Origin of the sequence: Citrobacter sp. Res13-Sevr-PEB04-36, from assembly GCF_015672735.1 — a bacterium.
Taxonomy (GTDB): Bacteria; Pseudomonadota; Gammaproteobacteria; order Enterobacterales; family Enterobacteriaceae; genus Citrobacter.
On the sequence record NZ_JADABY010000057.1, the window covers coordinates 96,936 to 123,354 of the forward strand.

Sequence of the window (26,419 nt, forward strand, 5' to 3'; positions counted from 1 at the left end):
TATTTTCATGAGTGAGATAGATATCCAGGGTGATGACGCGTTGGTTCAACTGCTGTTGAACGCAGACAAAGGCGATATAGATCTGCTGATCGATTATGTCACTAACACCGGTAAGCTTGGTTTTTCCATGTCAGACAGTGTGAAGAATGTATTACAGGATGCCAAACGCCAGGATATACCTGATGACGAAACTCTGCGTCTGCTTATTCGGGAGTTGCAGCATTTCGGTGGTAATACGTTCGTGAATCTGTTTCGTCGCAACGGCGTCAACTACAGCGAAATTGTAGATGACGTTGCAAGCCATCTGAAGATGAAAGTCCCGGCTGATGCATCGGTAGAAGAAAAAGAAGCGCTGATTATTGACTGTGTATTTACCTCGTCATGGAAAAAAATGTCGGATGATGAGCGCCGCCAGATTCTGCGTGAGATGGGCATAAACGGCTCTGCCAGTATGGATATTCCTGTCTGGCAGAGAGCGGCACTCGTTGCCAATAGTCTTGCACAAACGACCGCAGGCAAAGTACTGCCTTTAATTGCAGGGCTTGGCATCGGGCGCGTTTTGGGCGTATTAACCGGGCCGGTTGGCCTGGCTATTACGGGTCTTTATACCGCCTATGACATCTCAAACCCTGCGTTTCGAGTGACACTGCCTTGCGTGGTGCAAATTGCCTGGATTCGCTTAAAAAACTCCCGCCAGTTCCGGCTTGCCACCCAGCTATCATCTGCCACGCTGCCTGCTCTCACATACGATCAACGCTGGGGTTTTGGGCATGATATTCACCAACCTGCGCTTACGGTTGCGACAATTCCACCTTCGGAAAGTATCAACACGGGTGCGATGCAGGAACAGGATATTGCCGGTATTTCACGCCTGAGCCCGCTGTTGCAAACATTACCCTCACTAGCGACCTCTGCACATGTTGCCAGCCATCAATATATGGAGGTCATTATTAATGGTCCTCTGGCGAGTGTAAAAGATGGCCCTGGTTTCCGTGGATTTAGCCTGGGAGAAAAAGGCATCAAAGAACATGCCGTTCTGCTGAATCCTGACAAACTCAGTCAGTTTGTTAACGCCGGAATGTTATTGAATGTTGCTTCTGCCGTGCTAGCGCAAAAGCACCTGGCTGATATCAGTAAAAAATTGACGGAGATTGTTGAAGCAGTACGCGAGGTTTCTGCGTTCCAGAACAATGCACGTAAGTCAGAGATCATTGGAGCCATACAGTATCTGCAGCAAATTACCCCCACGGTCCTGGAGGGGCAATGCTCACCCGCAATACGTCAAAAACTGGAGGATATTGAAGTCCAGTTTTCCGCCCTGCAGGCACACTTACTGACTGATATTACTGCTACTGGCGACAAAGTGGCAGCACTTAAAGACCGTGGGCTCTTTGGCAGTTCAGAAATTACGAATAAGATCCAGACCCAACAAAAGATCCTTGATGAGCGAATCCATGAATGGGACCTGGCAATGAAGGTTCGTGCGCAAGCGTTACACCTTTTGACTCATGCGGAAGGTAACACAACACTCGTCAGGCACCGCCAACAAACCATTGTTCATAATTATCAGGAGTTTGAAAGCGTTGTTGACAAAATTGAGCGTCAGCTTCACCAGCGGATACAAGGTATCAGTGCATTGACGGAACAGAGCAATACCACCAATGCCAATAAAGTATTACTGGGGAAATGGACGACAACGACGTTAATGCAGCAAAAGATGGCTATTGAAGAGGCACATTCGTCGTTCGGGAAATTCCAACAAGGATTGTTGGCTGAGCAGCCGCAATCTGCACGATTACTGGTAGAAATGCAGGACGGGAAACCGGTGAAGTGTTTTGAATTGCCGCTAATATGAACGATTCGTCTTTTTTGAGTGGGCATCTAATGGAACATGACAATTCTTCATTGGTTGAGTTGCTACCGGAATTTTTTCACCAATGGCCAAAAAACCTGGAGTGGGCCAGAGAAAAAGATAAAAAAACAAATATTGATGCATCTCAGCTAACTGAATTTTTCAGCCTTCTCTCTGAACCACTGAAAGTTGTTCAGCATCGCTCTTTATCTTTTGATCCCTGGGAAGTAGCAGGCCTTGGGCGTAAAGAGGTTCGCAATACTGCAGTCCTTTCATGGCTTCTTGATCCCGAGGGAACCTATGGTTTCGGGAGACTACCTTTACAGGCATTCCTGCAGGCAATACGACACAGCAGAAATGATATCCCTGAAGATTACCTTCACTATTGTCGGGTGCGGGTTGAAACTAATCCTACTGGCGATAATACCAATCGTGTTGATGTAGAAATCAATGCGGATAATTTTTTCCTGCTTATCGAGGTGAAAATTGATGCCTATGAGCAGCCGGAACAAGTTGCCCGATACTGTTCTGATGCCAAATTACGCGCAATGTCACGTCCCTGGGCCGTTATCTTTTTAACGCCTCGTGGCGGAAAACCGCTGACCTGTGGCTTAGATTTCAAACCAGAGTATGTTCCCTGTATTTCCTGGCGACATCTCGCCTCAGCTTTAGAGTCTTCGTTGCAACCGCATTACAAAGAATTCATTTCTGCCAATGAAAACTCTCCTTCACGCCAAATGGCTGCCCATGCCGCATTTTGCTTTCTTAATCGAGTTCGTACATTTTAATTTAAGGGATTAGACATGAATCCACACAGCGATGCAGAACGTCAGGCCGGTATACTGATTCTTTCGCAACTAAAGATGTTTAACGAAGCTGTTGTTTATTTTGAAAAGCATTTAAGCCCTGCCTTCTGGAAAAGCTTTGATCAGTGTGTTGAACGATTTATGAAAGACAACAGCTGGGTAGGTAAAGCAAATTATGAACATCAGGATTATTGCTGGCTGGCCCATCCAGCTTGGGTCATTGAAGGCGTTAACTGCAAATATTGGTTTGAAAACAGTTCGACTGTTACTGAAGGAAATGATTATATTTTAGCCGTCCTGACGGGTACGGGAACCGAGCAGGGGCTGTTTGGTTTTGAGTTTAAATTGAATGCCGGGTATTTTGGTGGAGTCAAAAAGATTGCTAGTTATGCGAGTAATGTTCAACAATCCTACCGTGAGCAACTGCAGACACTAGGGCTATTGGAACAAGGGAAAGGTAACTATTTCCTACCTGTCACGATTAAACCTAATTTACTCACTGAGTGCTGGAAAGAGCATGGTGAGTTTCCAGTGGAACATGAAGTATTTTTTCCATTGCAAACAGCTCTTGACAAGCTACTACAATCTACAAAAATTTTGGATGCTATATTTTTGTCCGAAGCGCAGATTGCAGTAAGTGAATAAGTTAAATAATTAACGTTATCTGGTTTGATTTGGCCTTTCTCGCATAAGAAAGGCCATTGCAGTAAAAATTATCCCCGACTACACCCGAAACTTCTATCTCCCTCACCAAATACCTTCGTATCAAGCTTGGTCAAGTAATCCAGTCGTTCAAGCAACTCATTGTATATGATGTCAAAATCAGGATCGTTTACGTTGAGCACATACCTGCAATTGTCCGGAAAATGTACAATTTCACGACAATCTTCAAGTTCCAAGCCGAGAGCGCTATACCACGCCCTGACTATCAGATTGCTAAGTGTACCACTATGTTTGAGATGCCCCAGATGGTAGTAAGCATCTTTGTTAAAGAACAAGCAAATGTGGAAATGGCATTTGCCATTCTTTGAGTATTCTCTTGCCCAGACATTACGTACAACGTTCTTATTGACTCTGATCCCAGCAAACTTTCTGCGATGTTCATGTGCTTCCAAAATCGCTTTCATCGAATCCAGAAATCGTGATATTGCACCGGGTTCAAGGTTAGGAAAACAGCATACCGTATCACCATTATCTAAAATAGGTGGGTAATGAAGATCCGCTCTTAATGCCATAGTACGTGGAAACTGATTGATAGCATTACTGACTGTCAGAGCAATTTTATCTCTGTAAGCGAGAATATGATCGCCATGAGTACCTTGGTAAAGTTTCATCATACATCTCTGATTTTAATATCCCTGCTATTCACAGGGATATGTTGTGAGTGATTTATCAAATAAATATATATTACCTTTCCAACATTTAAATTTAGGCAAAAGCTATCACCTGCCTGCGGTGGCAGTTCCAAAATAACTCTGCAATTAGTTAGAACAAGCAAGTATATCGATGGTATTTTTTTACTTCATTAAACCCCCCAGGTATCCATCGCCTGTATAAAGATAGTTTTTCCTTTTTTAGCAGCCTTTATCTTCCCTTGAGAATAAAGAGTGCTTAATAATTCATTTACTTTACCGCGGCCCCTGAACCGGTTAGGCCCATATTGCAGTATGGTATTCTTCCTCATATATGGTAAAAAATTTTGATTGCAATATTCTTTTATCCACCAATAAAGCTCATCTGCATCTGTATTGACCATATCTAGCTCCTGTTGTTTGGAAAATAATTTTATATACTCATCTACGTACCATGCACTTATTTCTATAGCAGCTTCAGCAGCGGTAAGTGATACATCCCCTTCATCACCATTAAAATAGTGTAATAAAGCAGCAATCCTTGCCATATTTTCAGCGATTTTAGATGCATAATCTTTAAAGTCTGAAAGAAATCCGAGTAACCGCATTTCTGTTTCAACTTGATTATAAAATGCAATCCATCTCTGTCTTGCTTCTGGCGAGAAATGCAGGCAAATACGTTCATCTTTGTTTTCGATACTCTCATTGACGATCTCCATTAATCGCTCATGGAACACAGACAAATGTTCACTTGAGACAACAGGATTAGTTATTTGTCTATATCCTTGTGTGGAAAAGGGACGACAAATAAGTGTACGAGCAAAAAATCCTATCCCTTTTGCTATATCCCCTTTTCTTTCAATATATCTATTAATAACTACAGACTGAACCTGTAGGGATAATGTCAATCTGGCATTTTTTATTAACCTCTCAGGTGCGTTTTTCCTTTCGACTGAATACGTTGCGCCATCCCACATTTTGTTGACAAACGGCAATTCATTTAATGCATAACCATTAAATATGGTCCCAGCCTCATCTGATAAAATGCCAACTGATCGCCAGTCACCACAGAGATACTCTTTTATCGCCGCTGGTGTGGTATCATTAAACGTCAACTTATATCTGACAGGCTCTACAGGATAACTATCTTGCAGCATACTCAGACTTTCACGTGTTATGGTTGGATCTTTGCCACCACGGATCTCTGACTTCAGTTTTGACATCAAAGCTTTCTCTTCCGCCTTGAAAATCTTTACGTTATACCGCCACTTAATTATTTCTTGTTTATATAGGTCAAATAGCCGTTCCTCTAGTTGGTAAATGGGCTTCATTAACAACTTAGTTACCGTGCTCTTCCGTTCCCCAGATTCCGCAATTGTCACAATAAAAAGCGATGTAGGGCTACGCAGATTATTCAATCTACAAACATCAATTCTGTTCTGACAAGCAAGAGATATGACGCCAAGCATCTCTGCTGCAACCATGGAAAGTGGTGCCTGAGTTTGTTGTACTACTTCATAGATTGCATGTCCCGCCCTTGCGGGAAGCACATGTATGGGGAACTCTCGATCTCCCGACATAAAACCTCATCATCATTTAATGTTAAAAGTACCTCCGGTTGAGTTGCTATTCCGCTATTAATAGTGGAAATAGCAAGATGCATTCCCAACCATTAGATGAAAAATACTAGAAAAACAGGATCCTTAGCGCTCACTGATCCAGTAAAGAAGATCGCTAAGCAACCAGCCACACGACTTAGCCCCCAGTGGTTTACGTCGCGGAAACTTGCCTATTTGTTCAAGCTTCCAAGCTGTTGACCGGGAAATCGATGTGATATATTGGCGCTCTTTCTCCCTTACTAAGCGATCTGAAGGTTCGCCATAGTTTTGTAGCGCCTGCAAGCGCTGGTCAGCTGTGGGTTGATTAAAAGATTTGGTCATGATTGCCTCCTGTGGTTTCGGTGGAGACAATCATGTTTCAGAACAGAAGATTTGGGAAGGAATGCAATTTTGGATAAGCGCTTAGTAAGACATTAGCTAAGGGGCTTTTCTAGCCAAGGTTTAACATGATTAGCAGTGAAAATCACTTCGTCCAGTTGATACTCCTGAAGCGCCAGTTCGTTTAATTTTTCCGCGATTACAGACGCTTTCTCCTTGGTATTTTTTATCCCTTCCTTCTTAATAAAGAGGGTGAGGAATAAATACAACCCTTTCTTCTTCTCAGGCGTCAATCGCTGCCTTTTTTCTATATACAACTCAGGCTTTTCAAACCACTCGCAGAGTGTGCTTTCAGAAACATTTCCTTTCCACATTTCGTCGTAGTCGAGTTTAAATTTACTTACAACAGGAGTATCACCGCTCCTTACAACAAGTTTGTTCATCATCAAATAAAGTGCGATGTTGTATTTTGATGTTAAAAATTTACTCGAGAGAGACTTTTCAAGTATAAAATCAACGTGTTTACTCTGTTTGGAGTCAAAAAGAGGAAGAAAAGAATCAAGTACCTTTATATCAATATACAGGTCATTATTGCTAACAAAAGAGTCATCTTCAAAAATCAAATAGTCCTCATCGTAAACACTATAAATATATACTGCCCCTGACAAACCAGCCTTCAAACTGAATGACTTCTTATCAGTTAGAAGATAATTACCATTATTAAAAGCTGATATTTGGGTAGGGACAACTACCCAGTATCCTAACGCACTGCCGGAATATTCATAATTGAAATACTCCCCGCGAATAGATCTTGATATTTTAAAACCTTTAGTGATCGTCAAATGAGAAGTTAATGGTAGGTCAGGGATAAATTTTAAAATTGAATGTGCGTCACTTTCTTCTGACAGATAAAACTCATCCCCATTAGTTATTACCTGCTCTCCGCCTATATGTAGAGAGGGAGAAATGCATCTTGATAGCCTGCACTTTTTACCGCTTCCTCCAAAATACAAAAAAAGATTGATTTTCTTTACAAACCACTCATCAAGAATTTTCTCGACAACCGTATCATCTGAAACTTTTGATAAAGAAACAAAATTAGAGTTCATCAAACCCACCATTAAAATCAATTAACTCGTTGAGTTATAAACCAAATAATATTAAACATCACTTATGATAATACAGATTATGTGATCTTGGTCAAAAATGAGTACAGTTCCGAATTCACCTCTCCGACCGCCTAAGATAACCAGCGGCTGAATTATGCATTTGGTGAGCTGATAACAGTCTTGCTAGCCCCCCCAATCCGCACTAGAATCAGGACTGAGACAGCGAGGCTTTCACGATGACAAAAAAAACAGTACATAGTCAGATCACTAAAACTCAAATCTATCGTTCTGTTGCCAGCTCAACCGCAATTGAAACCGGTGTTTCTGTGCACAAAATTGAGCAGCAACTCAAACAAAATCAGGCACAGGCAAAAGCCGTTGGCCTCGCCCGTTAATCTGGCAAGATGTCGCTCACCAGTTGCATCATAGGGCTGTAGTTCCCTGAGACACCCGCCTGTATTGCCTTGAAGTAAAACGCCTTGTGCTCATCCCACAGGCTGTAATCAAGTAAGCCCTTCCCTGCCAGAACCGACAGCACATCGCAAAGTAGCCGCGACAGACGCCCGTTACCTTCTCTGAAGGGGTGGATCAAAATAAACTCCACATGGCATTCAGCCAGATAACTTACCAGCTCCAGACGAGCCAGGGATTTGAGTTCACCAGACCGAGAAAGAAACTGCTTCTCGAAGCCATCAAGCAGCAGCGGAATCCTGTCGGCAGCCGCAAACTGAAAGCCATCCTTAGTTAGGTTGGCATTACGCAGCCTCCCCGCCCAGTCGTACACATTCCCCAGCCATTGGCGATGCCACCTGCTGATGTGCTCAAAAACCAGCGCCTCAGGCGGCTGGCTCTCAATAAATAGATGCTCATACAGCATCAGCAGCAAGCCAGACTCCAGCGTATCCATTTCCTGTTCATCAATGATTCCCAGCTTATTAGCCAGCACCAAGTCCCCAGAGCCCGGCTGATACCGTTCTTCCGCTGAATTAAGCTCATATTTTGACAAGCTTTTACCTCCGCCCAAACAAGTTAACAACGTTGTTTTCCTGCTGCCGTTGATAGTTATTAACCCGATCTTCCCAGATCTCAAGCGCCCTGCGCTTTTCAGTCAGATAATCATAGCGGTCATAGTGTTTCGAGCTGACGTCATTTAAAGCGTGTGAATCGCCACAGATAATCTAGACACTTCCGAGCCGCTGATAATATTGGTTTTCGTATTCAGTTGGTGGCATATGATCACTCGAACCATGCCGACGCTTACTGTTATAAAACATTTCGATGTAATCAAAAATATCACCGCGAGCTTCTTCTCGCGTTCCGTAGATCTTTTTCTTTATCCGTTCACGTTTCAGTAGCTGGAAAAAACTTTCTGCGACTGCGTTGTCATGACAGTTACCGCGACGGCTCATACTGCCCTCCAGCCCGTGTGATTTCAGGAACGACTGCTACTCATAGCTTGTGTACTGACTGCCTTGATCAGAATGAACCAGCATCTGCTTTTGAGGATTACGTCGCCACACGGCCATCAGAAGTGCATTCAGGACAATATCCTTTGTCATCCGGGGCTGCATTGACCAGCCAATAACTTTGCGCGAGAACAGGTCAACAACCACAGCCAGATACAGCCAGCCTTCGTGAGTCCGGATGTAGGTGATGTCCGTTACCCAACGCTCATCCGGTGCTTCCGGGTTGAACTGCCGCTGGAGCCTGTTGGGCGTACGATGCTGGTTTCACCCTTACGTGCCCGTGGGCTACGGTACCCGACCTGAGCCCTTATCCCGGCACGCTTCATCAGTCGCCAGACACGGTTAACTCCGCACTGTTGTCCGGTATCCCGCAGGTCGAGGTGGATCTTGCGATAACCATAAACGCAACCCGACTCCAGCCAGAACTGCTTTATCAGCCCCGTCAGCCTCAGGTCAGCATGATGCCGCCGTGAATCCGGCTGCTGAAGCCAGGCGTAAAAACCACTCGGATGCACATCCAGCACCCGACAAAGCAGTCGGACAGGCCAGCAATGGGTGTTGTCACGGATAAAGGCGTACCTCAGTCGGACAGCTTTGCGAAGTACAACGGCTTTTTTTAATATGTCCCGTTCGTCGGTAACCCGCTTCAGCTCTTTCTGGAGGCGTCGGATCTCGGCCTGAGCGTCTGACTGGACTCTATTGGTTGAGGAATCCGGGCCATATGCCTTTATCCAGGCATAAAGACTATGGGTGGTGATACCGAGACGTGTTGCCACGCTGGAAACAGAATGGCCGCGATCAACAACCTGTTTTACCGCTTCAATTTTAAACTCTTCGGGATAACGCTTACCGCTCATGGGCACCTCTCTTTAAGTCATCTTAAATGACTCTGAGGTGTCTGTTAAACCTGTGGCGATTCAGTTGACGATTTCATGCACTCATATGTTCAAAAAATAACGCCACTGAAGGATGACTTTCACAGCCAACTACTCGTTAGCAGCAGAACGCAACAAGCAGCGCTGACTGTGCACTGACTGCGGTAGTACACTTTCCGAAATTTTTTTACTCAAGTGACCAAGCCACAGGCCGATAACACCTAAAGTTATATTTCACATGATTATCAATATGATAATTTTTCAGGGACAAGACAGCCCTGGTTTAACGGAACTTAAACATCTCTCTATGAATGAAGATCTTATGTCAGCGCACAGTAACAATTCAGCACCGTTTAGACAGCCGTTATCTCCACAAGATGACGACGAAAATGGAAAAAAAAATATACCGACAGACCCGAGATTTACTCTCGATAAAGATGTCATCTTATCCCAGACCACCCGCTCCTCTCTTGATGAATGCATGGCTCGTCTGCGTTTTCATACAACGATCTACCAGGAATGGAATTTTTCAGTCGTTGATCCTATGGGGTCGACGGCGATACTAAATTTTTATGGCCCTCCCGGCACCGGGAAAACGCTTTGCGCCGAGGCACTGGCTGGACAGTTACGAATGCCCTTTATTGCTCTTGGTATTGCAGAACTGGAAAGCAAGTTTATGGGAGAAACGGCTAAAAATATCCAGGCTGCTTTTGCGCAGGCTAAGGAAACCGGAGCGCTGCTCTTTTTCGATGAAGCCGACACGTTACTGGGGAAACGACTCTCCTCTGTCACACAAGGCGTTGATAATGAAGTTAATGCGATGCGCTCTACGTTACTGATCGAGCTGGAGCGTTTTGACGGCATTGTAGTTTTCGCGACTAATTTCGCACGTAACTATGATGAGGCGTTCCGCAGCCGTATTGGCTATCACGTTGAATTTACGCTTCCTGATCTTACAGCCCGTTACCATCTCTGGAACAAATTCGTGGTTGCTGAAATTCCACTCGCAGAAGAAAGAGAAACTCTTCTCACCGCCGCAAGCGAACTATCCGAAGGACTGGCAGGACGAGAGATCCGTACCTGTATGCGTCTGGCACTGCCTAAAGTGCTGCTGGAAGCAGAACGCACCGGAGAGACTGCACAACTTAACATAGCTCATTTACGGAGTGCGATAGAACAAGTTTTGGCCTCCCACCAAGCGATAGCCAATCATTCGGGACGTACAGCCAGTGAAGTCAACACAGCAAAAAAATTATTAGGTATCCAATAAAAACAACAGGAGAAGATTATGGGTTTCTGGTCAAGTGTCGGCAGTTTTTGCAGCAGCGTAGCAAGTGGATTGGCAAGCACTGCCAGCCGGGTATGGAATGGTATTAAAGAAACCGCAGCTAAAACCGTTTCCTGGATGGCAGAGAAAGCTGAGACCTTTGTGGGAAGTGTAAAGAGCATCTGGGAAAAGGTGAAGCCATTTATCAGTAATGTGATTCGCCCTATCGTGCAAAACGCAGCAAAATTAGCTGAAAAGATGTTGCCACAATTCCCGTGGGTGGGTGGCGCTTTGAAAGCGCTGGATAAAGCGTTGGGGCTGTTGGTCGAATGGGATAAGAGTGATCTGGCGAAACGTATTGGCAAGGCCATTGAGTGGGCAATTAATAAAGCCAAACAACTTAAAGATTTGTTTCTTACACCTGAAGAAATGGATGAGGCCAGTGAGCATGAGCAAGCTTTACGCGAAGCGCGTAACCAGATGCGCGGGGAAGCAGCGAGTGCTGTTGATCTGGCGAGCCTGATTACCTTATATGCCCAACTCTCAACGCGTATTAAGGACGTCCTGGATAACATTCAGATCAACGATTTCGAACATTATCTGCGGTTACGCGCTTCGCAGAAGTTACTGAAAGATACTGAGCAGCATCTTACGCGTGCGCAGGACATTGATACGATAACCGATGACGACCTGTTTCTTATTGAAACTGGCAACGAATTGCTAAAACCTAACCCTCAGTTGAGCGATGAGGCAACGCAACGCCTGGATCGTGTTGTGATGGCGCGTTTTGGCAAGAAACTTATCCCCTTCGTGTTCGAAGAAATGATAATGGCCTGGGGGTATAACCTGCAGGATATGGAAAATGAATGGAAATCGCTGAATGACGGTCTGTCGAAAGAACAAGTACTTCTGCGACGTCTACAGATTGGCCAGCGCCTTGGTGATCTTCAGGAAGATGAAGTACCAATGCTCAACGACCTGGAAGCTCGTTTACCAGTGCAACAGGCTGAGATGGAAACAAAACGCAAACGAACCAATGAAATGCGTAATTATGTTTTTGCAGCAGAAGGATTTCTGCAAATGCTAGAAAAAGAGCCTGAAGAATTTGCTGACCAAGAATATTTGATGGAAGACAGCAGCACGGTTGGGATGATTATTATTGAGTGTGCTCAGTTTGGTAAGCGTTGGGAAGAACTTAATACCGAGCAACAAAGCTTAATTATCGATTTTGCCAATATCTTTGAAAAAGCCAGCCGCGCACGTGCAAGCAAGCTTGTCGAGGTGGCAGCATGACGTTTCATGAATTTTTTGCCTTTATATTGCCGGAATTCGACGTCATTCAGATGCTGTTTGGCGGCACAATGCTTTTTTTGGTTTTACTGACGATTGGTTTATTGCTCTGGCAGGCAAATCAGCGCTTTTGGGACAGAAAATGGCAAGGTGATGCACTGAATAATGGGGCAGACCATCTCGATGTTGATCATGGTTCAGTCAACGAAATCAGCGCAGCAGTTGCCAGTCCAGCAGAAAAAATGGCCGATATCATGCCGGGCATTTTGTTAATTTTAGGGTTGCTAGGCACTTTCCTCGGTCTGGGAATTGCCCTTAATAAAGCATCGGATATTTTGATTGATGCTAACTCCGCAGGCATGGATAACGCCATGTCGAATCTGATGGGGATGATGGAAGGGCTGGGGACGAAATTTAAAACGTCGACATGGGGGATCATGGCGTATCTGATCCTTAAAGCCTGTGCTGCTGGGTTAGGATATGACGAGAAGCGTTTACGCTGGTGCGCACAGCAGATGAAGCAAGTGTTCGACCAGTCACGAGAGCAAAAGCGCGCTGAACATAAAGAGACCCAGTTACAGTATCTGGCAGCATTACAGGGTTTGAACGACAGAATGCAGGTGGAAAGCGAAGCCACACGGCAGTTGCTGAGCAAGTTCTCTTCAGGTATGGAGTCGTTTTTACAGCCCCTGATTGAGCAGGGCCATGCTGCCGCACAACAACGCAAAATACAGGAAACATATCTGGAACAATTGACAGATATATCCCGTAGTACTCAGCAGCAACATATCGATGGATTGCAGCACGTATGCAACAGTATTCACGAGGAAAGCGAAAATTCCCGGCAAGTTAACCATTCACACCATGCCGAGGTAGCCGCGATATATATGAGGATCGCCGGTCAGGGTGATAACGCTGAACAACAGCGTATTAACCAAAATGAGCAATTGGTAAAACTGCAAGACCTCTTGCATGAAATTCAAAACAATATCGTTAAGGGTACCAAAGATCAGTCTGTGCAAGGGCAACAACAGATAACAGAGTTAACGACGACCCGAGAATCGTTACAGCACTTCATTAATACCAACAGTAGTAACCTGTCTGCCATTCAACATTCAGCCGAAAAAATGTCATCGGCAGCACAAGAAATGGGGGATTCCGCCGGTGATTTGCAACAGGTTATCGGTGATTTCCGTACAGGCATTACCGATATGTTAGGTACGGTTAAAACCGATCTTGGTTCCACCATCTCCCAAATGGGCGAAAGTTTTAGCCAGAATATGGAATCGATATCCACCAGTATGGCAAATGCAACAGATGGCATTTCCAGTGCAGTTACCGACCTTTCTCAAAACGTTGGCACCACAATGAGTGAAGTTCGAATTTCCATCGATCAATCGATGAAAACTCAGCGTGATGCGCAGCGTGAATTTATGATCACCAGTGAAACTTTAAATGAAAAAGTGATCGCTATGACAAAACTGGTTGATGATTTGCGTGAGCAAATAGTTAACGGACTAACAGCGGTATCCAGCAGCAATCGGCAAGTAGCCAGCCTGAACAACCGTTATGCGGAGATGACGACATCAGGTGAAAGAAATGCAGATGCGATTGAAACGCTGGTGAATCAACTCCAGCTCATGCAGAAAGAGAGCCCTCTTCAGCCGGGAATGGACAGGGTCACTGCAGGTGTCGGTAAACTGGTGCACAGCATTGAATCATTACGTGATGAAATGCTGAGTAATACTGATGCCTCTGCTGCACTTTCTTCGCTCGATGACAGATTGATCCGTTCTCTGGAAGAGCTGGGAGGGATTCGTAAAATGCTGTCACCGCCAGAACGGAACCACCTGGTTCAGCAAATTGAAAAAAGCCTGACGCCACTTGCCAATACATTACAACATATCGACCAAACGTTATCGACCATGAACATCGTTAATGATGCAGTCTGAGGTGCTCACTCATGAAAGATAAACCTAATGAGTGGGTCTCGATCTCCGACCTGATGTCGGGAGTAATGGCTGTAGTTATGTTACTGCTGGTGATGTCTGTACTACAGAAAACATGGTCAGATATTAAGCATAAGCAGGAAATGGAACAGGGAGTCAATGCCCAGCGAGCCCGGGTAGGGGAAATGTTGGGAAGTATTAAAACCACACTTGATGGAACGGCAAATGAAGGCTTAGTTGCGCTGGATGTCAACTCGCAAAAAATTACGTTGCGTGATGGAGTTTTCAATCGCGGCAGCGCCTGCATTGCATCTCAGGCAAGCCAGGCATTGGCGACGATTGAAACGCAGGTCGTCAGATTTCTTACCGAATTTAGAAGCGGACAAGTTTATATTGAAGGGTATACGGATAATCTTCCAGTTACCCGTCCGGTGACTAACTTTGAAAGTTTCTGCACTGTCTATGACGATAATTTTACCTTATCGGCAGCGCGTGCAAGAGAGGCGCGTAAATTTATAGTTGGCGATCTTGCTCAGGCTTTTGCACGCCGAGTGATTGTTGCCGGATATGGTGACTCGCAGCCTATTCCCGGTGTTGCACCGGAAGATGCTCGTCAGCGTCGCATTGAAGTTCGGTTCGTGTTGCCAGAAAAGTAGTATTACCTAGCGTGATATTAATCGGAGTGTCTACGTGCTAAAGGCGAGAGCCTGTGCCGCCTTCAATATACTGCCATTTATTAGACGTGACCGCTCAGGCGGTCACCGAAATAAAAAAGAAAGTCTCGTATAGCCCTCCGCCAGTATCTCGGCGGCATCGCAATTTTTTGATGCCGCAGAGAACACCAGCCACACAACGTTCTTACCTGGTAGCCTTGTCCAGATAAATGCTACTTCCGCCCAAACAGGTTCACAACGTTATTTTCCTGCTGCCGCTGATAGTTGTTGACCCTGTCTTCCCAGATCTCAAGCGCCCTACGCTTTTCAGTCAGGTAGTCATAACGATCATAGTGTTTAGAGCTGACGTCATTCAAAGCGTGATTCTGGATACGGTCGCGGATCTCTTTGCTGATCCCCGCCTCCCCCATCAGCGTTTTACAAGTGCGACGTAAATCTCGCGCTGTGAAAACTTTAAACTCAGGATTAAAAGCCCGAAAATACATGATCGAACGCGCCAGGCTATCAGTACGCACCGGGCGCTCACCGTTGGTTGATAGCGGGAATATATAGGGACTGTTACTTTCCTTAGTCAGTTCTTTCACTGAGGCTAATTCCTGTTGTGCCGATTCAGTCAGCGGGATCAGGTGCTCACGCTTGTTTTTCGATACATCGGCAATGACCAGCAACGTCTTTTGCTGCCAGTCAATCGCGCTCCACTGGCTGGCAATCATTTCAAACGGACGCTGCCCGCCAGCATAAACACAGAAGCGAATAAGATGCTGCATCAACGGCCCAACGTTGGTGGCCTCGGCAAACTGTTCCATGACAAAACGTAGCTCCGCCAGCGTTAACCATGTATCACCCACTTTCTCCGCCGAGGACTGCTTCGGTATGGCCGATACCGGGTTAACTTCAAGCCCGAAAGTAATGCCCACGCTGGTATTCATCGGATCGTTATCGGCTTTAAGACCGTAGTTAAAAGCCGCCATCAGGTAGGAACGAATCCGGTTCGCATGGACCACCGCATCACGCTGGATAATGCCAGACAAGATCGTTTTGATCTGTAAGGGCGTGACATCCTTGGCTTTGGTTTCTCGAGGGATAACCGTGTAGCACTCTTTTTCAAGACGTTTCAGAACATCGGCCCAGGTCCGCTTGTTGTCGAGCTTCATCTTGTTAACGTAGCCATGCACCAGTTCTTCAAACGATCCTTGAGAACGATGGATCTGCATGATGTGCTGTTCGGCCAGGCGCTGTTGCTCAAGCTCTTGCTGGGGCTCTTTTCCTTCAACAAGCCAGGCACCATACTTTTTCGCCAGCTCATTGGCCGTCACCAGTTTCATCTCAGGCCAGATGCCCAACTGGATGAACTTCTCTTTCTTCCCTTTCTCAACGTAGTAACGGAAATAAAAAACTTTGCTACCTGAAGGCTGAACCTTAACGCCAAGCCTGCCAGTACCACGCTGAGCACTGTTGCTCCACACGTAGTACGACGTACTTTTTGTCTTCAATCCACGTATAGCAGTCTCGGTAAGATTAGCGGCCATGAGGATACCTTTATGAGAATAAGCGTTACCTGACCCAATGCCCATTCTGGGTCAGGTAATGGGTCAGGTAAGGATAGTACAATGGGGAAATGAGAGAACCAATCAGAAACAAAAACAACTTCAGAACTTATTGATTATAGGCAATTAAAAACACAAGCAGAGACAATAACGAACAATTAAAAACGTGCCAATTTTATGACTCATAATCGCTTGGTCGCTGGTTCAAGTCCAGCAGGGGCCACCAAATATCAAGGACTTGTGAGAAATCACAGGTCCTTTTTGCTTTGTTGGTTACCCATAATTTAGCCTGGACCTCAACGGGATCGACTCTGGTACGAATCAACATATCGTAGGCTTATACGCGCGATGACTTCTGCAAGAAGTCAGTCAGGTGGGAGTTTGGAAAAGAATAAGGATGAAAATACGCGATATGTCAGCGCGACATCAATCCGTACTGATAGAAGCTCGTTGGACGCCGCCACCCTGAAAGTGGAAACGTCCGTTAGAGTTTTATTCGATAGTCAGCTCACACGAGTTCTTTGAGCTGCTCCTGCATATAGGTCGAAAAGTACTCAGGGTTCTTGATAAGGATACGGTTACCGGAGGCGACTTTTTCAGCCCATCCAGCGACTTTTTTCGTGAACTCGGGATTCCATCCCTCCTGCTCACCTCGTGCCATCACATCTGCTGCGCTCACTGGCGCACCTAAGTCATGCAAATATTTTAAAATTCCCTTGGCCGTACTTTCATCCATGGAATGGGGTACTGGCGCCGATGTGTTCATACCACCAATAAAATCCAATGCTTTCTCAATTGCTGTTGGCATGCTCTTATCCTTAAAATTAACCGCGTAATAAACACCTTTACACTATGTACCCAAGTCAGCCGGGATATCAAAGAGAACGTTGCCTTTATTTGATTTATGCCGCAGCCAAACGCTTGCGGTGGTTGTTTTCTGCACTATTTTTCTGCCACTGCGGCTAAAACCAGCCCGGTTGCCACCGCATTTCGCGGCCCTTCTGTTCCGCGAATATTGCCCTGACCGGCAACAACGCCGTAATGCGCCAGTGCGTCGGTGATCATCTGCGGGATTTCAAAATCCAGCGACGAGCCACCCACCAGCACCACAAAAGAGATGTTGCGAATTGAGCCGCCGGGTGAGACCTGCCGCAATGCGCGCAGGCAGTTCGTCACAAAGACCTTCTCCTTGGCCTGACGACGTACCAGCCGAATTTTCTCCAGCGACGTCTGATTATCTATAGGGATGGGTTTACCCGCTTTCAGATACACCACTTTGGCGAACACCGACGGGCTGAGCGGTTCACGAAAGAACTCCACCGCGCCGTTCTCGTGGCGAATACTGAACAGACTCTCCACTTTCGCCAGTGGGTATTTTTTTATCTCCTCAGCCAGAAAAGGATCGCTCAAGCCGAGCTCCGTTTTGATAAGCAAGCTGACCATGTTCCCCGCTCCGGCCAGGTGTACCGCCTTAACGGTGCCATCGTTATGAATAATCGCGGCATCGGTGGATCCGGCACCTAAGTCGAGGATCGCGAGCGGCGCGGCGCATCCCGGCGTCGTCAATGCCCCAGTCACAGCCATATTGGCCTCCACGCCGCCCACTTCAACCAGCGTATTCAGTCGCACACTCAGCTCACTGGCGATCGTCTGCATCTGTAGCCGATCGGATTTCACCATCGCCGCAATGCCAACCGCATTTTCCATCGAATATTCCCCGGCGATACCGCCCTGGACTTTACGGGGAATAAACGTATCAACCGCCAGTAGATCCTGAATGTGCACTGAATTCATATCGTGCCCGCTCAGCGAGGCCATCACCTTACGCACGCGCTCCAGCATGCCGCCCGCATGAGTACCGCCCTCACCGCGAATGTCGCAAACAGGAGCGCAGGCGTTCATCGCCTGCATAATTGCCTGAGCGCCTTGGGCCACATCGGCTTCTCCGCCGCGCTTTTCACCGCTGATAAAGATCTTGCCCGCCGGGATCACCCGTGATTGCACATCGCCCTGCGGGGTTTTCAGCACCACAGCGGATCGGTTGCCGATCAGCGCCCTGGCGATCGGGACGATCATTTGCGTCTCCTCCGGCGTCAAAGCAAAGAAGGTGGCGATACCATAGGGATTCGACAGCACCCGAACCACCTGCCCTGCTGCCGCCACTTCTACCGCCGCCTGCACACCTTCCGGGACCTTCTCCAGCAGCGTAACCTCATCAATCACCGGCAGCGTTCGTCGCAGACGATTATTGACCAGTACGCCATCGTCCTTTTTCAGGATCGCCGCCACCACGTTAACGCCGCGATCCAGCGCCGCATTGATAAGCCACACCGCCTCGAGAAAATCCATCTCTGCGCCCACCAGCGGGATCCAGCCCTGCGCAAACCGATCGTGGCTCAACGATGCCAGTTTCTCCACGGCGATCGTAGTACCCATCCCCACACCAACACCGCCTGGCGTTTGCGGGTTATGACCAATCATTGTCGATTCAGTGATAATGGTTTCGGTGATCGTCTCCATCGCCACATCACCAATGACCGGCGCGGCCTCGTTGATGCAGATTTTCGTCACGTCCTGTAGCGATAACGACGTTTTTTCCAGCGCCTGCTGCAGGGAGGCCACTACCCCGGCAATGTTATCCCGCGTGCCTTTCATGCCCGTAGTCGCGACGATCCCGCTGGCGACAAACCGGCCATCCTGCGCCAGCGCCACCTCCGTGGTGGCGTTACCGATATCAATCCCTGCAATTAACGGCATACCGCCTCCGTCACTGACTGCCTTTACGCAGCTTGTTTCTCTGCTGGTACACGTCCGCAGACTCGCGGACAAACCCGGCGTTCACCGTGGCATGCCAGGTGTGCTCCAGTTCATCGGCAATGGCCAGTAGTTCGGCGAATGAAGAACGAAATGGGCGCAGCGCGTTGTAGATTTCCAGAATGCGAGCATCCGGGATGGCAATCAGTTCCGCCGCACGACGGAAATTGCGCGCCACCGCGTGACGCTGCATCTGCTCGGCGATCTGCGCCTGATACTCCAGCGTCTGCTGAGAAATACGCACATCCTGTGGCCCCACGCGCCCTGCCAGCACATTCTCAAGAGTAATGTCAGTTAACGGCTTTCCGGTGGGCGTGAGGATTTTCTCCGGGCAGCGGGTCGCTAACGGATAATCCTGCGCGGTCATGATGTTTTCGTTCATTGTCATTCCCTTACTAATGCAATATGCAGCGTGACAGGCGCGGCATCCTGCACCACATGTTTGGTTTCTTTAATGTGAAACAGCGCAGCCTTGGCCATAAATTTCGGTCGCACCATCTGGTCATTGACAACCGGTACCGGCGAAGGCGACTCCTTGCGCGCGTAACGCGCGGCGTTCTTACCAATCTGGCGATAGGTTTCCAGCGTCAGCAGCGGCGCCTGAGAAAAAAGCTCCAGGTTGCTCAGCGGCAACAAATCACGCTGATGGATAACCGTGGTCCCTTTCGACTGAATACCAATGCCGATGCCGGAACCGCTCAGATTTGCTGCATCCCAGGCCATAAAGGAGACATCCGAAGTGCGCAGAATTCTGACCACCCGCGCATGTAATCCCTCTTCTTCAACTCCGGCCACCAGCTCTTTCAGGATCGCCTTGTGCGGCATATCAATCAGGGTCTTATGCTGGTATTTATCAAAGGCCGGCCCGACGCCAATCACCACTTCATCCGCGCGATCGTCCGCTTTTGCCGCTTCGCCTTCGCTAACCTGCAAGGTGAAAACCGGCTTACGTTCAGTTGTACACTCCACCGCATACCGCCTTATTCAATGCTGCCAGGCTGAACCACACCCGCAATATTTTTAATTTCCGCCCAGCGTTCGGCAGAGATGCGATAGCCGGTGCCGGGACCCTGATAATCATTGATGTCGTTAACGGCGCTAACCACCTCAAACTGGCGATCCAGAATGGCGGATGTTTGCAGATAATCGCCGGTCACACGCTGCCTCAACATGTTGAGAATGTTGCTGGCGATATCGTCAAAACCGCTGGCGCTCAGCGCGCCAACAACATCCAGCCCGGTGATATTGCGCTTCATCATCTCTTCCACCGCGGCCAAATCCTCTACTACATTGCGCGCGGGCATATCTTTGCTGCCGTGGGCATAGGTGGCGGCGTCGACTTCTTCATCACTAATCAGCGGCAAGCCCAGCTCGCGGAACACCGCCTGAATAGCGCGAGCCGCCTGATTGCGAATAGCGATAGTTTCCTCTTCCGTTACCGGACGCAGACCGCCGTCAACCATCAGGTCACGTTGCAGAATGTTGTAATCATCGAAGTCCTCGGCGTCGAAGTTCGACCCGGCAAACATGTTGTCGTAGTTAGGTACCGCACTGTAGCCGGAGAAGATAAAGTCGGTACCGGGCAGCATCTGCATCAATGTGCGGGCGGTGCGGCGAATATCAGAGTGCGAGAAGGTCTGGTCATTCGCTGACGCCACTTCGAGGTCGAGCATCGAGGCAATCAGGTTTTCCGCCAGCACCGCGCGGATCCCCGACGGTACAGCCCCGGTCATACCAATACAGCTGACCGCGCCGTTTTGCAGCCCCTGAACACCCGCACCCTTAGTGATAAAAATGCAGCGTGACTCCAGATACAGCATTGATTTGCTTTCTGAGTACCCCATCAGCGCCTCTGAGCCAGTGCCGGAGGTGTAGCGCATCTTCAGCCCGCGGGAAGCGTAGGCCGAGGCGAGAAAGGATTTTGACCACGGCGTGTCATCGCCGTCGGTAAACACTGACTCCGTACCGTATACCGACACCGTTTCGGCGTAGCTGGTTAAGCCGCGCATACCCAGTTCCAGTTCGGTGGCTTCTTCAACGGAACATTGGGTAAGCACGCCAGGACGGCCGCACTGCGAACCAACCAGCAGCGCCAGCGCATTAAACGGCGCATAGCGGGCGATACCTACGGTCGTTTCTTGCTCGGAAAAACCACGGATCCCCGCCTCGGCGGCGTCAGCAGCAATCTGCACCGGGTTATCTTTCAGGTTGGTGACGTGACATTGGTTAGAAGGTGTACGTCTGGCGCGCATTTTTTGCAGCGCCATCATCATTTCCACCACGTTCATTTTTGCCATCACTTCCACCGCTTTCGCCGGGGTGATGGCGGTGGTAATGGCAATAATCTCTTCCCGACTGACGTGGATATCCACCAGCATTCTGGCGATCTCCAGCGCGTCGAGTTGCATTGCCCGTTCGGTTTCCACAACGTTAATCGCGTAGTCAGCAATAAAACGGTCAATCATGTCGAAATGTGCACGATCTTTACCGTCCAGTTCGACAATACGGCCATTTTCCACCTTCACTGACGACGCCGGGTCGTAGGGACTTTCCATGGCGATCAGCCCCTCTTCCGGCCATTCGCCAATCAGCCCATCCTGATTTACAGGCCGCTGGGCAAGAACTTCGAATCGTTTTGATCTTCTCATCGCGTGTTGACTCAAAAAGTAAATAATAAGGACGCCGGGCCGTATCGCCGGGGAGATAACTCCTCAGCCATCGCCTTTCATCAGCAATAGTCGAACTCTAAATGAGCAGGCTGATAAAAAAATAAAATTAATTACGTTCCAATTTGGCACGTAATTAAAACACATCGTTTCATATTGAAACGCGTATTTGGAATATCCATAGAGAATTGTGATGAGGTTAAATGATCATTATCAATAAACGCCAAAGGAAGAACACTCACTTGCTATTTTAGATTTTTTTACTGTATTGACTTAATAACGCGCTGCGCGAAAATAAAGAAAAGCCAATGATTAAAATAGCTGCCGCGCGATATTTTTCGTGACCTCAGCCCTACACAATTAACAGGAGATACCGTGAATAAGAGCCACCCTATCGCCACCATCACGCTGGCGGCTGCACAGCAAATGGCGACCGCTGTTGAGGTTAAAGCACTTGAAATCAACGTCCCGGTCGTCTTTTCCGTGGTTGATCACGGCGGAAACACGCTGCTGATGCAGCGCATGGATGAGGCGTTTGTTTCCAGCTGCGATATTTCACTCAATAAGGCCTGGACCGCCTGCTGCCTGCGACAAGGTACTCACGAAATTACCGATGCAGTGCAACCCGGAGCATCTCTTTATGGCCTGCAGCTCACCAACCAACAGCGCATTATTATTTTCGGCGGTGGTCTGCCAGTTATATTAAATGGAAAAGTAATTGGCGCCGTCGGCGTGAGTGGTGGCACCGTCGAACAGGACCAGTTATTAGCTGAAACCGCACTACATTGCTTCTCTGAATTATAAAATAAACGTAAGAAGGTATATTATGAGCTATCGTATGTTTGATTATCTGGTGCCAAATGTGAACTTTTTTGGCCCCAATGCTGTTTCCGTGGTGGGTGAGCGTTGCAAACTGCTGGGCGGGAAAAAAGCCCTGCTGGTGACCGATAAAGGCCTGCGGGCAATTAAAGACGGTGCGGTAGATAAAACCCTCGCACATCTGCGTGAAGCCGGTATTGAAGTAGCAATATTTGACGGCGTCGAGCCGAACCCTAAAGACACGAACGTACGCGACGGTCTGGCGGTGTTTCGTAAAGAGCAATGCGATATTATTGTCACCGTCGGCGGCGGTAGCCCACATGACTGCGGTAAAGGTATTGGTATCGCGGCCACTCACGAAGGCGATCTCTACAGCTATGCCGGAATTGAAACCCTGACCCATCCGCTGCCGCCTATCGTTGCGGTCAACACCACCGCCGGTACCGCCAGCGAAGTGACCCGTCACTGCGTGCTGACCAACACCAAAACAAAGGTGAAATTTGTCATTGTCAGCTGGCGCAACCTGCCGTCAGTGTCGATTAACGATCCGCTGCTGATGCTTGGCAAACCTGCGCCTCTGACCGCAGCCACCGGGATGGATGCGCTGACCCACGCCGTGGAAGCCTACATTTCCAAAGATGCGAATCCGGTCACCGATGCCGCTGCTATTCAGGCAATCCGCCTGATCGCCCGTAACTTACGCCAGGCCGTGGCGCTGGGCAGTAACCTGAAAGCTCGCGAGAACATGGCCTACGCTTCACTGCTGGCAGGTATGGCCTTTAACAACGCCAACCTCGGCTACGTACACGCCATGGCGCACCAGCTTGGCGGCCTGTATGACATGCCGCACGGCGTAGCGAATGCCGTACTGCTACCGCATGTGGCGCGTTATAACCTGATCGCTAATCCGGAAAAATTTGCCGACATTGCCGAGTTTATGGGCGAGAACACCCACGGCCTGTCCACCATGGACGCCGCCGAGTTGGCGATTCACGCCATTGCCCGCCTGTCTGCTGATATCGGCATTCCGCAGCATCTGCGCGAGCTGGGCGTAAAAGAGGCCGATTTCCCGTATATGGCAGAGATGGCGCTGAAGGACGGCAACGCGTTCTCGAACCCGCGTAAAGGTAACGAGAAAGAAATTGCCGCGATCTTCCATCAGGCTTTCTGACAACAAAGGGGACGCGATGCCACTTTCATCACCGAGCGTAAACCTGTTTTATCACCCACGCTGGCAGGATTCCCGCGTGCTTGATGAACTATGCTGGGGGCTGGAAGAGCAAGGCGTCCCGTGCCGGGCCATCAGCTGCGACGACAGCGCCAGCGCGCTGACGCTCAGCAGGCGGGCAGCCAAAAGCTCGGCGCTGCGCGTAGGCCTCGGCCTCAGCGTGACCGGCGAGATTGCCTTAACGCATGCCCAGTTGCCCGAGGATCGGGCGCTGATCTGCGGGCATATCGCCGCCGGGATCGTGCAGATCCGCACGCTCGGCGCCAACGCAGGTCAACTGGTCAAAGTGCTTCCTTTCAGTGAGATAACATAAATGTATCGCATCTATACCCGAACCGGCGATAAAGGCACCACCGCGCTGTTTGGCGGTAGCCGCATCAACAAAGACGACATCCGCGTCGACGCTTATGGCACGGTAGATGAACTGATTTCCCAGTTGGGCGTCTGCTATGCCACGACCCACCAGGCCGAGCTACGCGAGGATCTGCATACCGTCCAGAAGATGCTGTTTGTGCTGGGTGCGGAACTCGCCAGCGACGATAAAGGGATCACTCGCCTGAAGCAGACGATTAGCGATGACGATATTCAGAGGCTGGAGCGGCTGATCGACCGCAATATGGCGCACAGCGGCCCGCTGAAAGAATTTGTCATTCCGGGGAAAAACCTCGCGTCTGCACAGCTACACGTTGCGCGCACGCTGGCACGTCGGCTGGAGCGTATTCTTACGGCAATGGACAGAACGCTCGCCGTGCGCGACGAGCTTAAGCGGTATATCAATCGCTTGTCCGACGCGCTCTTTTCGATGGCCAGAATCGAAGAAACTACTCCAGATGCTTGCGCTTAAACTGGCTGGCGTCGATGTCGTACTGCTTCATCTTGCGCCACAGTGTGGTGCGCCCAATGTTCAGCAGCTGCGACATCTCCTGCACGCGCCCGCTGGTGACACGGGCGGCGTGGATAATCGCCTCTTTTTCGATGGCAGTAAAGGTCAGGCTGGCGGGAAGCAGCGAAGATGTCGTATCCATACCCGGTCGTTCGGCAAACAGATAATCCGGCAGGTTGCTCAGGCGAATATGGCCGTTATCGCTGCTGATGGCGATATTCTCGATAATGCTGTTCAGCTCAAAATCATTGCCTGGCCACGAATAGGCCACCAGCTGCGCCAGCGCATCATCATCCACCTTCAGGCTGGATGAAAAGCGTTTTTTCAGGCTGTTCAGGCGGGTATAAATCAGAGCAGGAATGCTATTGCGTCGCGCGCGCAGCGGTGGAATAACGATTTCAAACGAGTGCAGCGCGTAATACAGCTGACGGCTAAAGCGGTTTTGTTCCACCAGATTGGCAAGATCGACCGTAGTGGTGGCGATCACTTTCACATCCACCGGGATCAGGCGTCGTGCATCGAGACGGGTCAGCACCCCCTGCTTAATCACCTGCAACAATGCAGACTGTAGCTCCGGTGCCAGATATTCGATTTTTTCCAGAAACAACGTACCACCGTTCGCCAGTTCAAGACGACTCAGTCGGCCATTTTCATCATCGGTTGGCGCGCTGCCCATAAAATCCTGCCCCAGCACGCTATTGGCATACAGCTGACAGTTAACAGCGATATAAGGCCCACTGGCCCGTTCACTTTCATTGTGGATCGCCTGGCTGAGCAGCTCTTTACCGACGCCCTCTTCGCCGCACAGCAGGATCGGGAAACTTCCCCTCGCCGCCTGGCGGCCAAAATGGATCAGCCGCCGGGTTTCCGGATCTTCCGCCGACATCTGCTCAAAGGTATGGCTCACCTTGCCCAATTGGCTGGTCATCAATTGGCGCATCTGCTCAACCGGATGCAGCAGCAGAATAAAGCTGTTGCCCTGCTCTTCCACAATCGGCTTTAAGGTGATCACTGCGTCTACAAACTGGTGCTGACTCTCAAAGGTCACTTCAACGTGATTGAGTCCGCGCGCATGTTTGATCGCCCGGCGCAACAGCATCGGCAGATTCACCAGGTCATGGATATTTTTCCCCTGGCTGGCCTGCGCGTCCAGATGCAGTAGCATGGCGGCACGCGCATTGAGAAACTGCAGCACGCCCTGTTCATTCCATGCCATCACCCCATCATCCATGCTCTCCAGCAGCCCATACATCTGATTCAGATGACGGTTAGATTCGGCCAGCAGGCTATCGGTCAGCAACGAATTGCCCACTTCTCTGGCGATCGCCAGCGTCAGGGATAAATCGGAAATGGACTCCTGTTCCACCAGACAGCACAGCGAAATGGAGCCAAACAGCCGCCCGTGATTATCAAACACCGGCGTTGAACAGAACGACCACGGATGCAACGCCTGTTTAAAGTGCTGATCGCCAGACGTTTTGGTCGGCTGCCCCGGCATGGTCGCCAGCGACAGTGCGCAGCTGCCAATAATGCTTTCCGCACAGTAGCTGCCGTCAAGAAACCCCAGCTCCGCCAGCTGTTCCACCGTTTGCGGATCGCCACAGCGACTGAGAATACAAGCGGACTCATCGAGGATAAGCAGCGCGCAGGGACGTCCGTCCATAAACTCCCAGGCATCTTCCAGCGCGGCCTGAGCAATCGTCAGCAGCGCAGTCTTGCGGCGACAAATCGAGGCAAACGTCAGTCCCTGCGCTTGATGCGGCGCCTGCCAGGTCTCCCGCTGCATAAACTTACTGCAACGATGCCATGACTGAGCGATAACCGAAGAGACTTCTTTTCCGCTGACCTGAGTGTGTGCCGTCATATCCCTTTCCGCTGTTTTACC

At 48.9% G+C, this 26,419-nt stretch carries 24 protein-coding genes and 2 pseudogenes; 12 read left to right on the forward strand and 14 right to left on the reverse strand.

Features of this window, described 5'->3' with window-relative positions; all coding sequences use genetic code 11:
- The first annotated feature begins 7 nt into the window (after positions 1-7).
- From IMQ48_RS17055 to IMQ48_RS17065, 3 genes are read left to right on the forward strand one after another with little or no spacing between them, the layout of a single operon-like run.
- On the forward strand, positions 8-1,855 hold the full coding sequence (locus IMQ48_RS17055; protein ID WP_128347213.1) for a YaaW family protein: 1,848 nt from the start codon (positions 8-10) through the stop codon (positions 1,853-1,855).
- A gap of 29 nt (positions 1,856-1,884) precedes the next feature.
- Entirely contained in the window at positions 1,885-2,640 is a 756-nt protein-coding gene (locus IMQ48_RS17060; RefSeq protein ID WP_196209960.1) for a PD-(D/E)XK nuclease family protein, read from the forward strand.
- 15 nt (positions 2,641-2,655) lie between these two features.
- Positions 2,656-3,303: a hypothetical protein gene (locus IMQ48_RS17065; RefSeq protein WP_126492989.1), complete on the forward strand. Its 648-nt coding sequence runs from the start codon at positions 2,656-2,658 to the stop codon at positions 3,301-3,303.
- A 68-nt stretch (positions 3,304-3,371) separates the two neighbouring features.
- Here the strand turns inward: IMQ48_RS17065 and IMQ48_RS17070 are convergent, their stop codons facing one another.
- The 4 genes from IMQ48_RS17070 to IMQ48_RS17085 form a co-directional block, all read right to left on the reverse strand.
- Positions 3,372-3,992, reverse strand: a complete 621-nt coding sequence (locus tag IMQ48_RS17070; RefSeq protein WP_025798974.1) for an inovirus Gp2 family protein — start codon at positions 3,990-3,992, stop codon at positions 3,372-3,374.
- Positions 3,993-4,183: 191 nt separating this feature from the next.
- The gene (locus tag IMQ48_RS17075; RefSeq protein WP_025798972.1) at positions 4,184-5,590 is read right to left on the reverse strand and encodes a YfjI family protein; all 1,407 of its coding nucleotides are present in this window, start codon (positions 5,588-5,590) and stop codon (positions 4,184-4,186) included.
- Between the two features lie 123 nt (positions 5,591-5,713).
- A complete protein-coding gene (locus IMQ48_RS17080; RefSeq protein WP_025798970.1) occupies positions 5,714-5,950 on the reverse strand; it encodes an AlpA family transcriptional regulator in 237 nt (78 codons plus the stop codon).
- Positions 5,951-6,042: 92 nt separating this feature from the next.
- On the reverse strand, positions 6,043-7,056 hold the full coding sequence (locus tag IMQ48_RS17085; protein ID WP_025798968.1) for a hypothetical protein: 1,014 nt from the start codon (positions 7,054-7,056) through the stop codon (positions 6,043-6,045).
- A 236-nt stretch (positions 7,057-7,292) separates the two neighbouring features.
- On the opposite strand from IMQ48_RS17085, the gene IMQ48_RS17090 reads away from it, so the two are divergent.
- Entirely contained in the window at positions 7,293-7,451 is a 159-nt protein-coding gene (locus tag IMQ48_RS17090; RefSeq protein ID WP_088903042.1) for a hypothetical protein, read from the forward strand.
- On the opposite strand, the gene IMQ48_RS17095 is transcribed toward IMQ48_RS17090, so the two are convergent.
- The 3 genes and pseudogenes from IMQ48_RS17095 to IMQ48_RS17105 all read right to left on the reverse strand — a co-directional run bounded on the left by IMQ48_RS17095 (position 7,448) and on the right by IMQ48_RS17105 (position 9,379).
- The gene (locus IMQ48_RS17095) at positions 7,448-8,062 is read right to left on the reverse strand and encodes a Fic family protein (protein ID WP_182945211.1); all 615 of its coding nucleotides are present in this window, start codon (positions 8,060-8,062) and stop codon (positions 7,448-7,450) included. The genes IMQ48_RS17090 and IMQ48_RS17095 overlap by 4 nt on opposite strands.
- A gap of 4 nt (positions 8,063-8,066) precedes the next feature.
- Positions 8,067-8,219: pseudogene (locus tag IMQ48_RS17100) on the reverse strand (integrase); the annotation flags it as partial.
- 15 nt (positions 8,220-8,234) lie between these two features.
- Positions 8,235-9,379: pseudogene (locus IMQ48_RS17105) on the reverse strand (IS3 family transposase).
- A gap of 256 nt (positions 9,380-9,635) precedes the next feature.
- Between IMQ48_RS17105 and IMQ48_RS17110 the strand changes: the two are divergent.
- Genes IMQ48_RS17110 through IMQ48_RS17125 form a run of 4 tightly spaced genes read left to right on the forward strand, consistent with a single transcriptional unit; the run spans position 9,636 to position 14,559 of the window.
- Positions 9,636-10,667, forward strand: a complete 1,032-nt coding sequence (locus tag IMQ48_RS17110; protein ID WP_227675402.1) for an ATP-binding protein — start codon at positions 9,636-9,638, stop codon at positions 10,665-10,667.
- 18 nt (positions 10,668-10,685) lie between these two features.
- Positions 10,686-11,957, forward strand: coding sequence for a hypothetical protein (locus IMQ48_RS17115; RefSeq protein ID WP_049121186.1), 1,272 nt, complete (start codon positions 10,686-10,688; stop codon positions 11,955-11,957).
- Positions 11,954-13,906 carry a hypothetical protein gene (locus IMQ48_RS17120; RefSeq protein WP_063923221.1) on the forward strand — a complete coding sequence of 651 codons (1,953 nt, stop codon included), beginning with the start codon at positions 11,954-11,956 and terminating at the stop codon, positions 13,904-13,906. The genes IMQ48_RS17115 and IMQ48_RS17120 overlap by 4 nt, the downstream gene beginning before the upstream one ends.
- Positions 13,907-13,917: 11 nt before the next feature.
- A complete protein-coding gene (locus tag IMQ48_RS17125) occupies positions 13,918-14,559 on the forward strand; it encodes an OmpA family protein (protein ID WP_049121188.1) in 642 nt (213 codons plus the stop codon).
- 230 nt (positions 14,560-14,789) lie between these two features.
- On the opposite strand, the gene IMQ48_RS17130 is transcribed toward IMQ48_RS17125, so the two are convergent.
- The 6 genes from IMQ48_RS17130 to IMQ48_RS17155 all read right to left on the reverse strand — a co-directional run bounded on the left by IMQ48_RS17130 (position 14,790) and on the right by IMQ48_RS17155 (position 21,586).
- Entirely contained in the window at positions 14,790-16,106 is a 1,317-nt protein-coding gene (locus IMQ48_RS17130; RefSeq protein WP_153752184.1) for a site-specific integrase, read from the reverse strand.
- A 526-nt stretch (positions 16,107-16,632) separates the two neighbouring features.
- On the reverse strand, positions 16,633-16,932 hold the full coding sequence (locus tag IMQ48_RS17135) for a DUF1889 family protein (protein ID WP_196209961.1): 300 nt from the start codon (positions 16,930-16,932) through the stop codon (positions 16,633-16,635).
- Between the two features lie 134 nt (positions 16,933-17,066).
- Positions 17,067-18,881 carry a diol dehydratase reactivase subunit alpha gene (locus tag IMQ48_RS17140; RefSeq protein WP_196209962.1) on the reverse strand — a complete coding sequence of 605 codons (1,815 nt, stop codon included), beginning with the start codon at positions 18,879-18,881 and terminating at the stop codon, positions 17,067-17,069.
- Between the two features lie 10 nt (positions 18,882-18,891).
- Positions 18,892-19,320: a glycerol dehydratase small subunit DhaB3 gene (locus tag IMQ48_RS17145; protein ID WP_196209963.1), complete on the reverse strand. Its 429-nt coding sequence runs from the start codon at positions 19,318-19,320 to the stop codon at positions 18,892-18,894.
- Between the two features lie 2 nt (positions 19,321-19,322).
- Entirely contained in the window at positions 19,323-19,907 is a 585-nt protein-coding gene (locus IMQ48_RS17150) for a propanediol/glycerol family dehydratase medium subunit (protein WP_196209964.1), read from the reverse strand.
- Positions 19,908-19,918: 11 nt separating this feature from the next.
- Positions 19,919-21,586, reverse strand: coding sequence for a propanediol/glycerol family dehydratase large subunit (locus IMQ48_RS17155; protein WP_196209965.1), 1,668 nt, complete (start codon positions 21,584-21,586; stop codon positions 19,919-19,921).
- Positions 21,587-21,979: 393 nt separating this feature from the next.
- Here IMQ48_RS17155 and IMQ48_RS17160 point away from each other — a divergent pair, with 393 nt between their 5' ends.
- The 4 genes from IMQ48_RS17160 to IMQ48_RS17175 are packed head-to-tail and all read left to right on the forward strand — an operon-like array spanning position 21,980 to position 24,495.
- Positions 21,980-22,408 (forward strand): heme-binding protein, encoded by a 429-nt coding sequence (locus IMQ48_RS17160; RefSeq protein ID WP_196209966.1) that lies wholly within the window; start codon positions 21,980-21,982, stop codon positions 22,406-22,408.
- Positions 22,409-22,430: 22 nt separating this feature from the next.
- Complete coding sequence (dhaT, locus tag IMQ48_RS17165) at positions 22,431-23,594, forward strand: 1,3-propanediol dehydrogenase (protein ID WP_196209967.1); 1,164 nt, start codon at positions 22,431-22,433, stop codon at positions 23,592-23,594.
- A gap of 16 nt (positions 23,595-23,610) precedes the next feature.
- Entirely contained in the window at positions 23,611-23,964 is a 354-nt protein-coding gene (locus IMQ48_RS17170; RefSeq protein WP_196209968.1) for a glycerol dehydratase reactivase beta/small subunit family protein, read from the forward strand.
- A complete protein-coding gene (locus tag IMQ48_RS17175; RefSeq protein WP_196209969.1) occupies positions 23,965-24,495 on the forward strand; it encodes a cob(I)yrinic acid a,c-diamide adenosyltransferase in 531 nt (176 codons plus the stop codon).
- Here the strand turns inward: IMQ48_RS17175 and dhaR are convergent.
- Entirely contained in the window at positions 24,473-26,398 is a 1,926-nt protein-coding gene (gene dhaR / locus IMQ48_RS17180; protein WP_196209970.1) for a dihydroxyacetone kinase operon transcriptional regulator DhaR, read from the reverse strand. The two genes, IMQ48_RS17175 and dhaR, sit on opposite strands and share 23 nt — an antisense overlap.
- Positions 26,399-26,419: the final 21 nt, after the last annotated feature.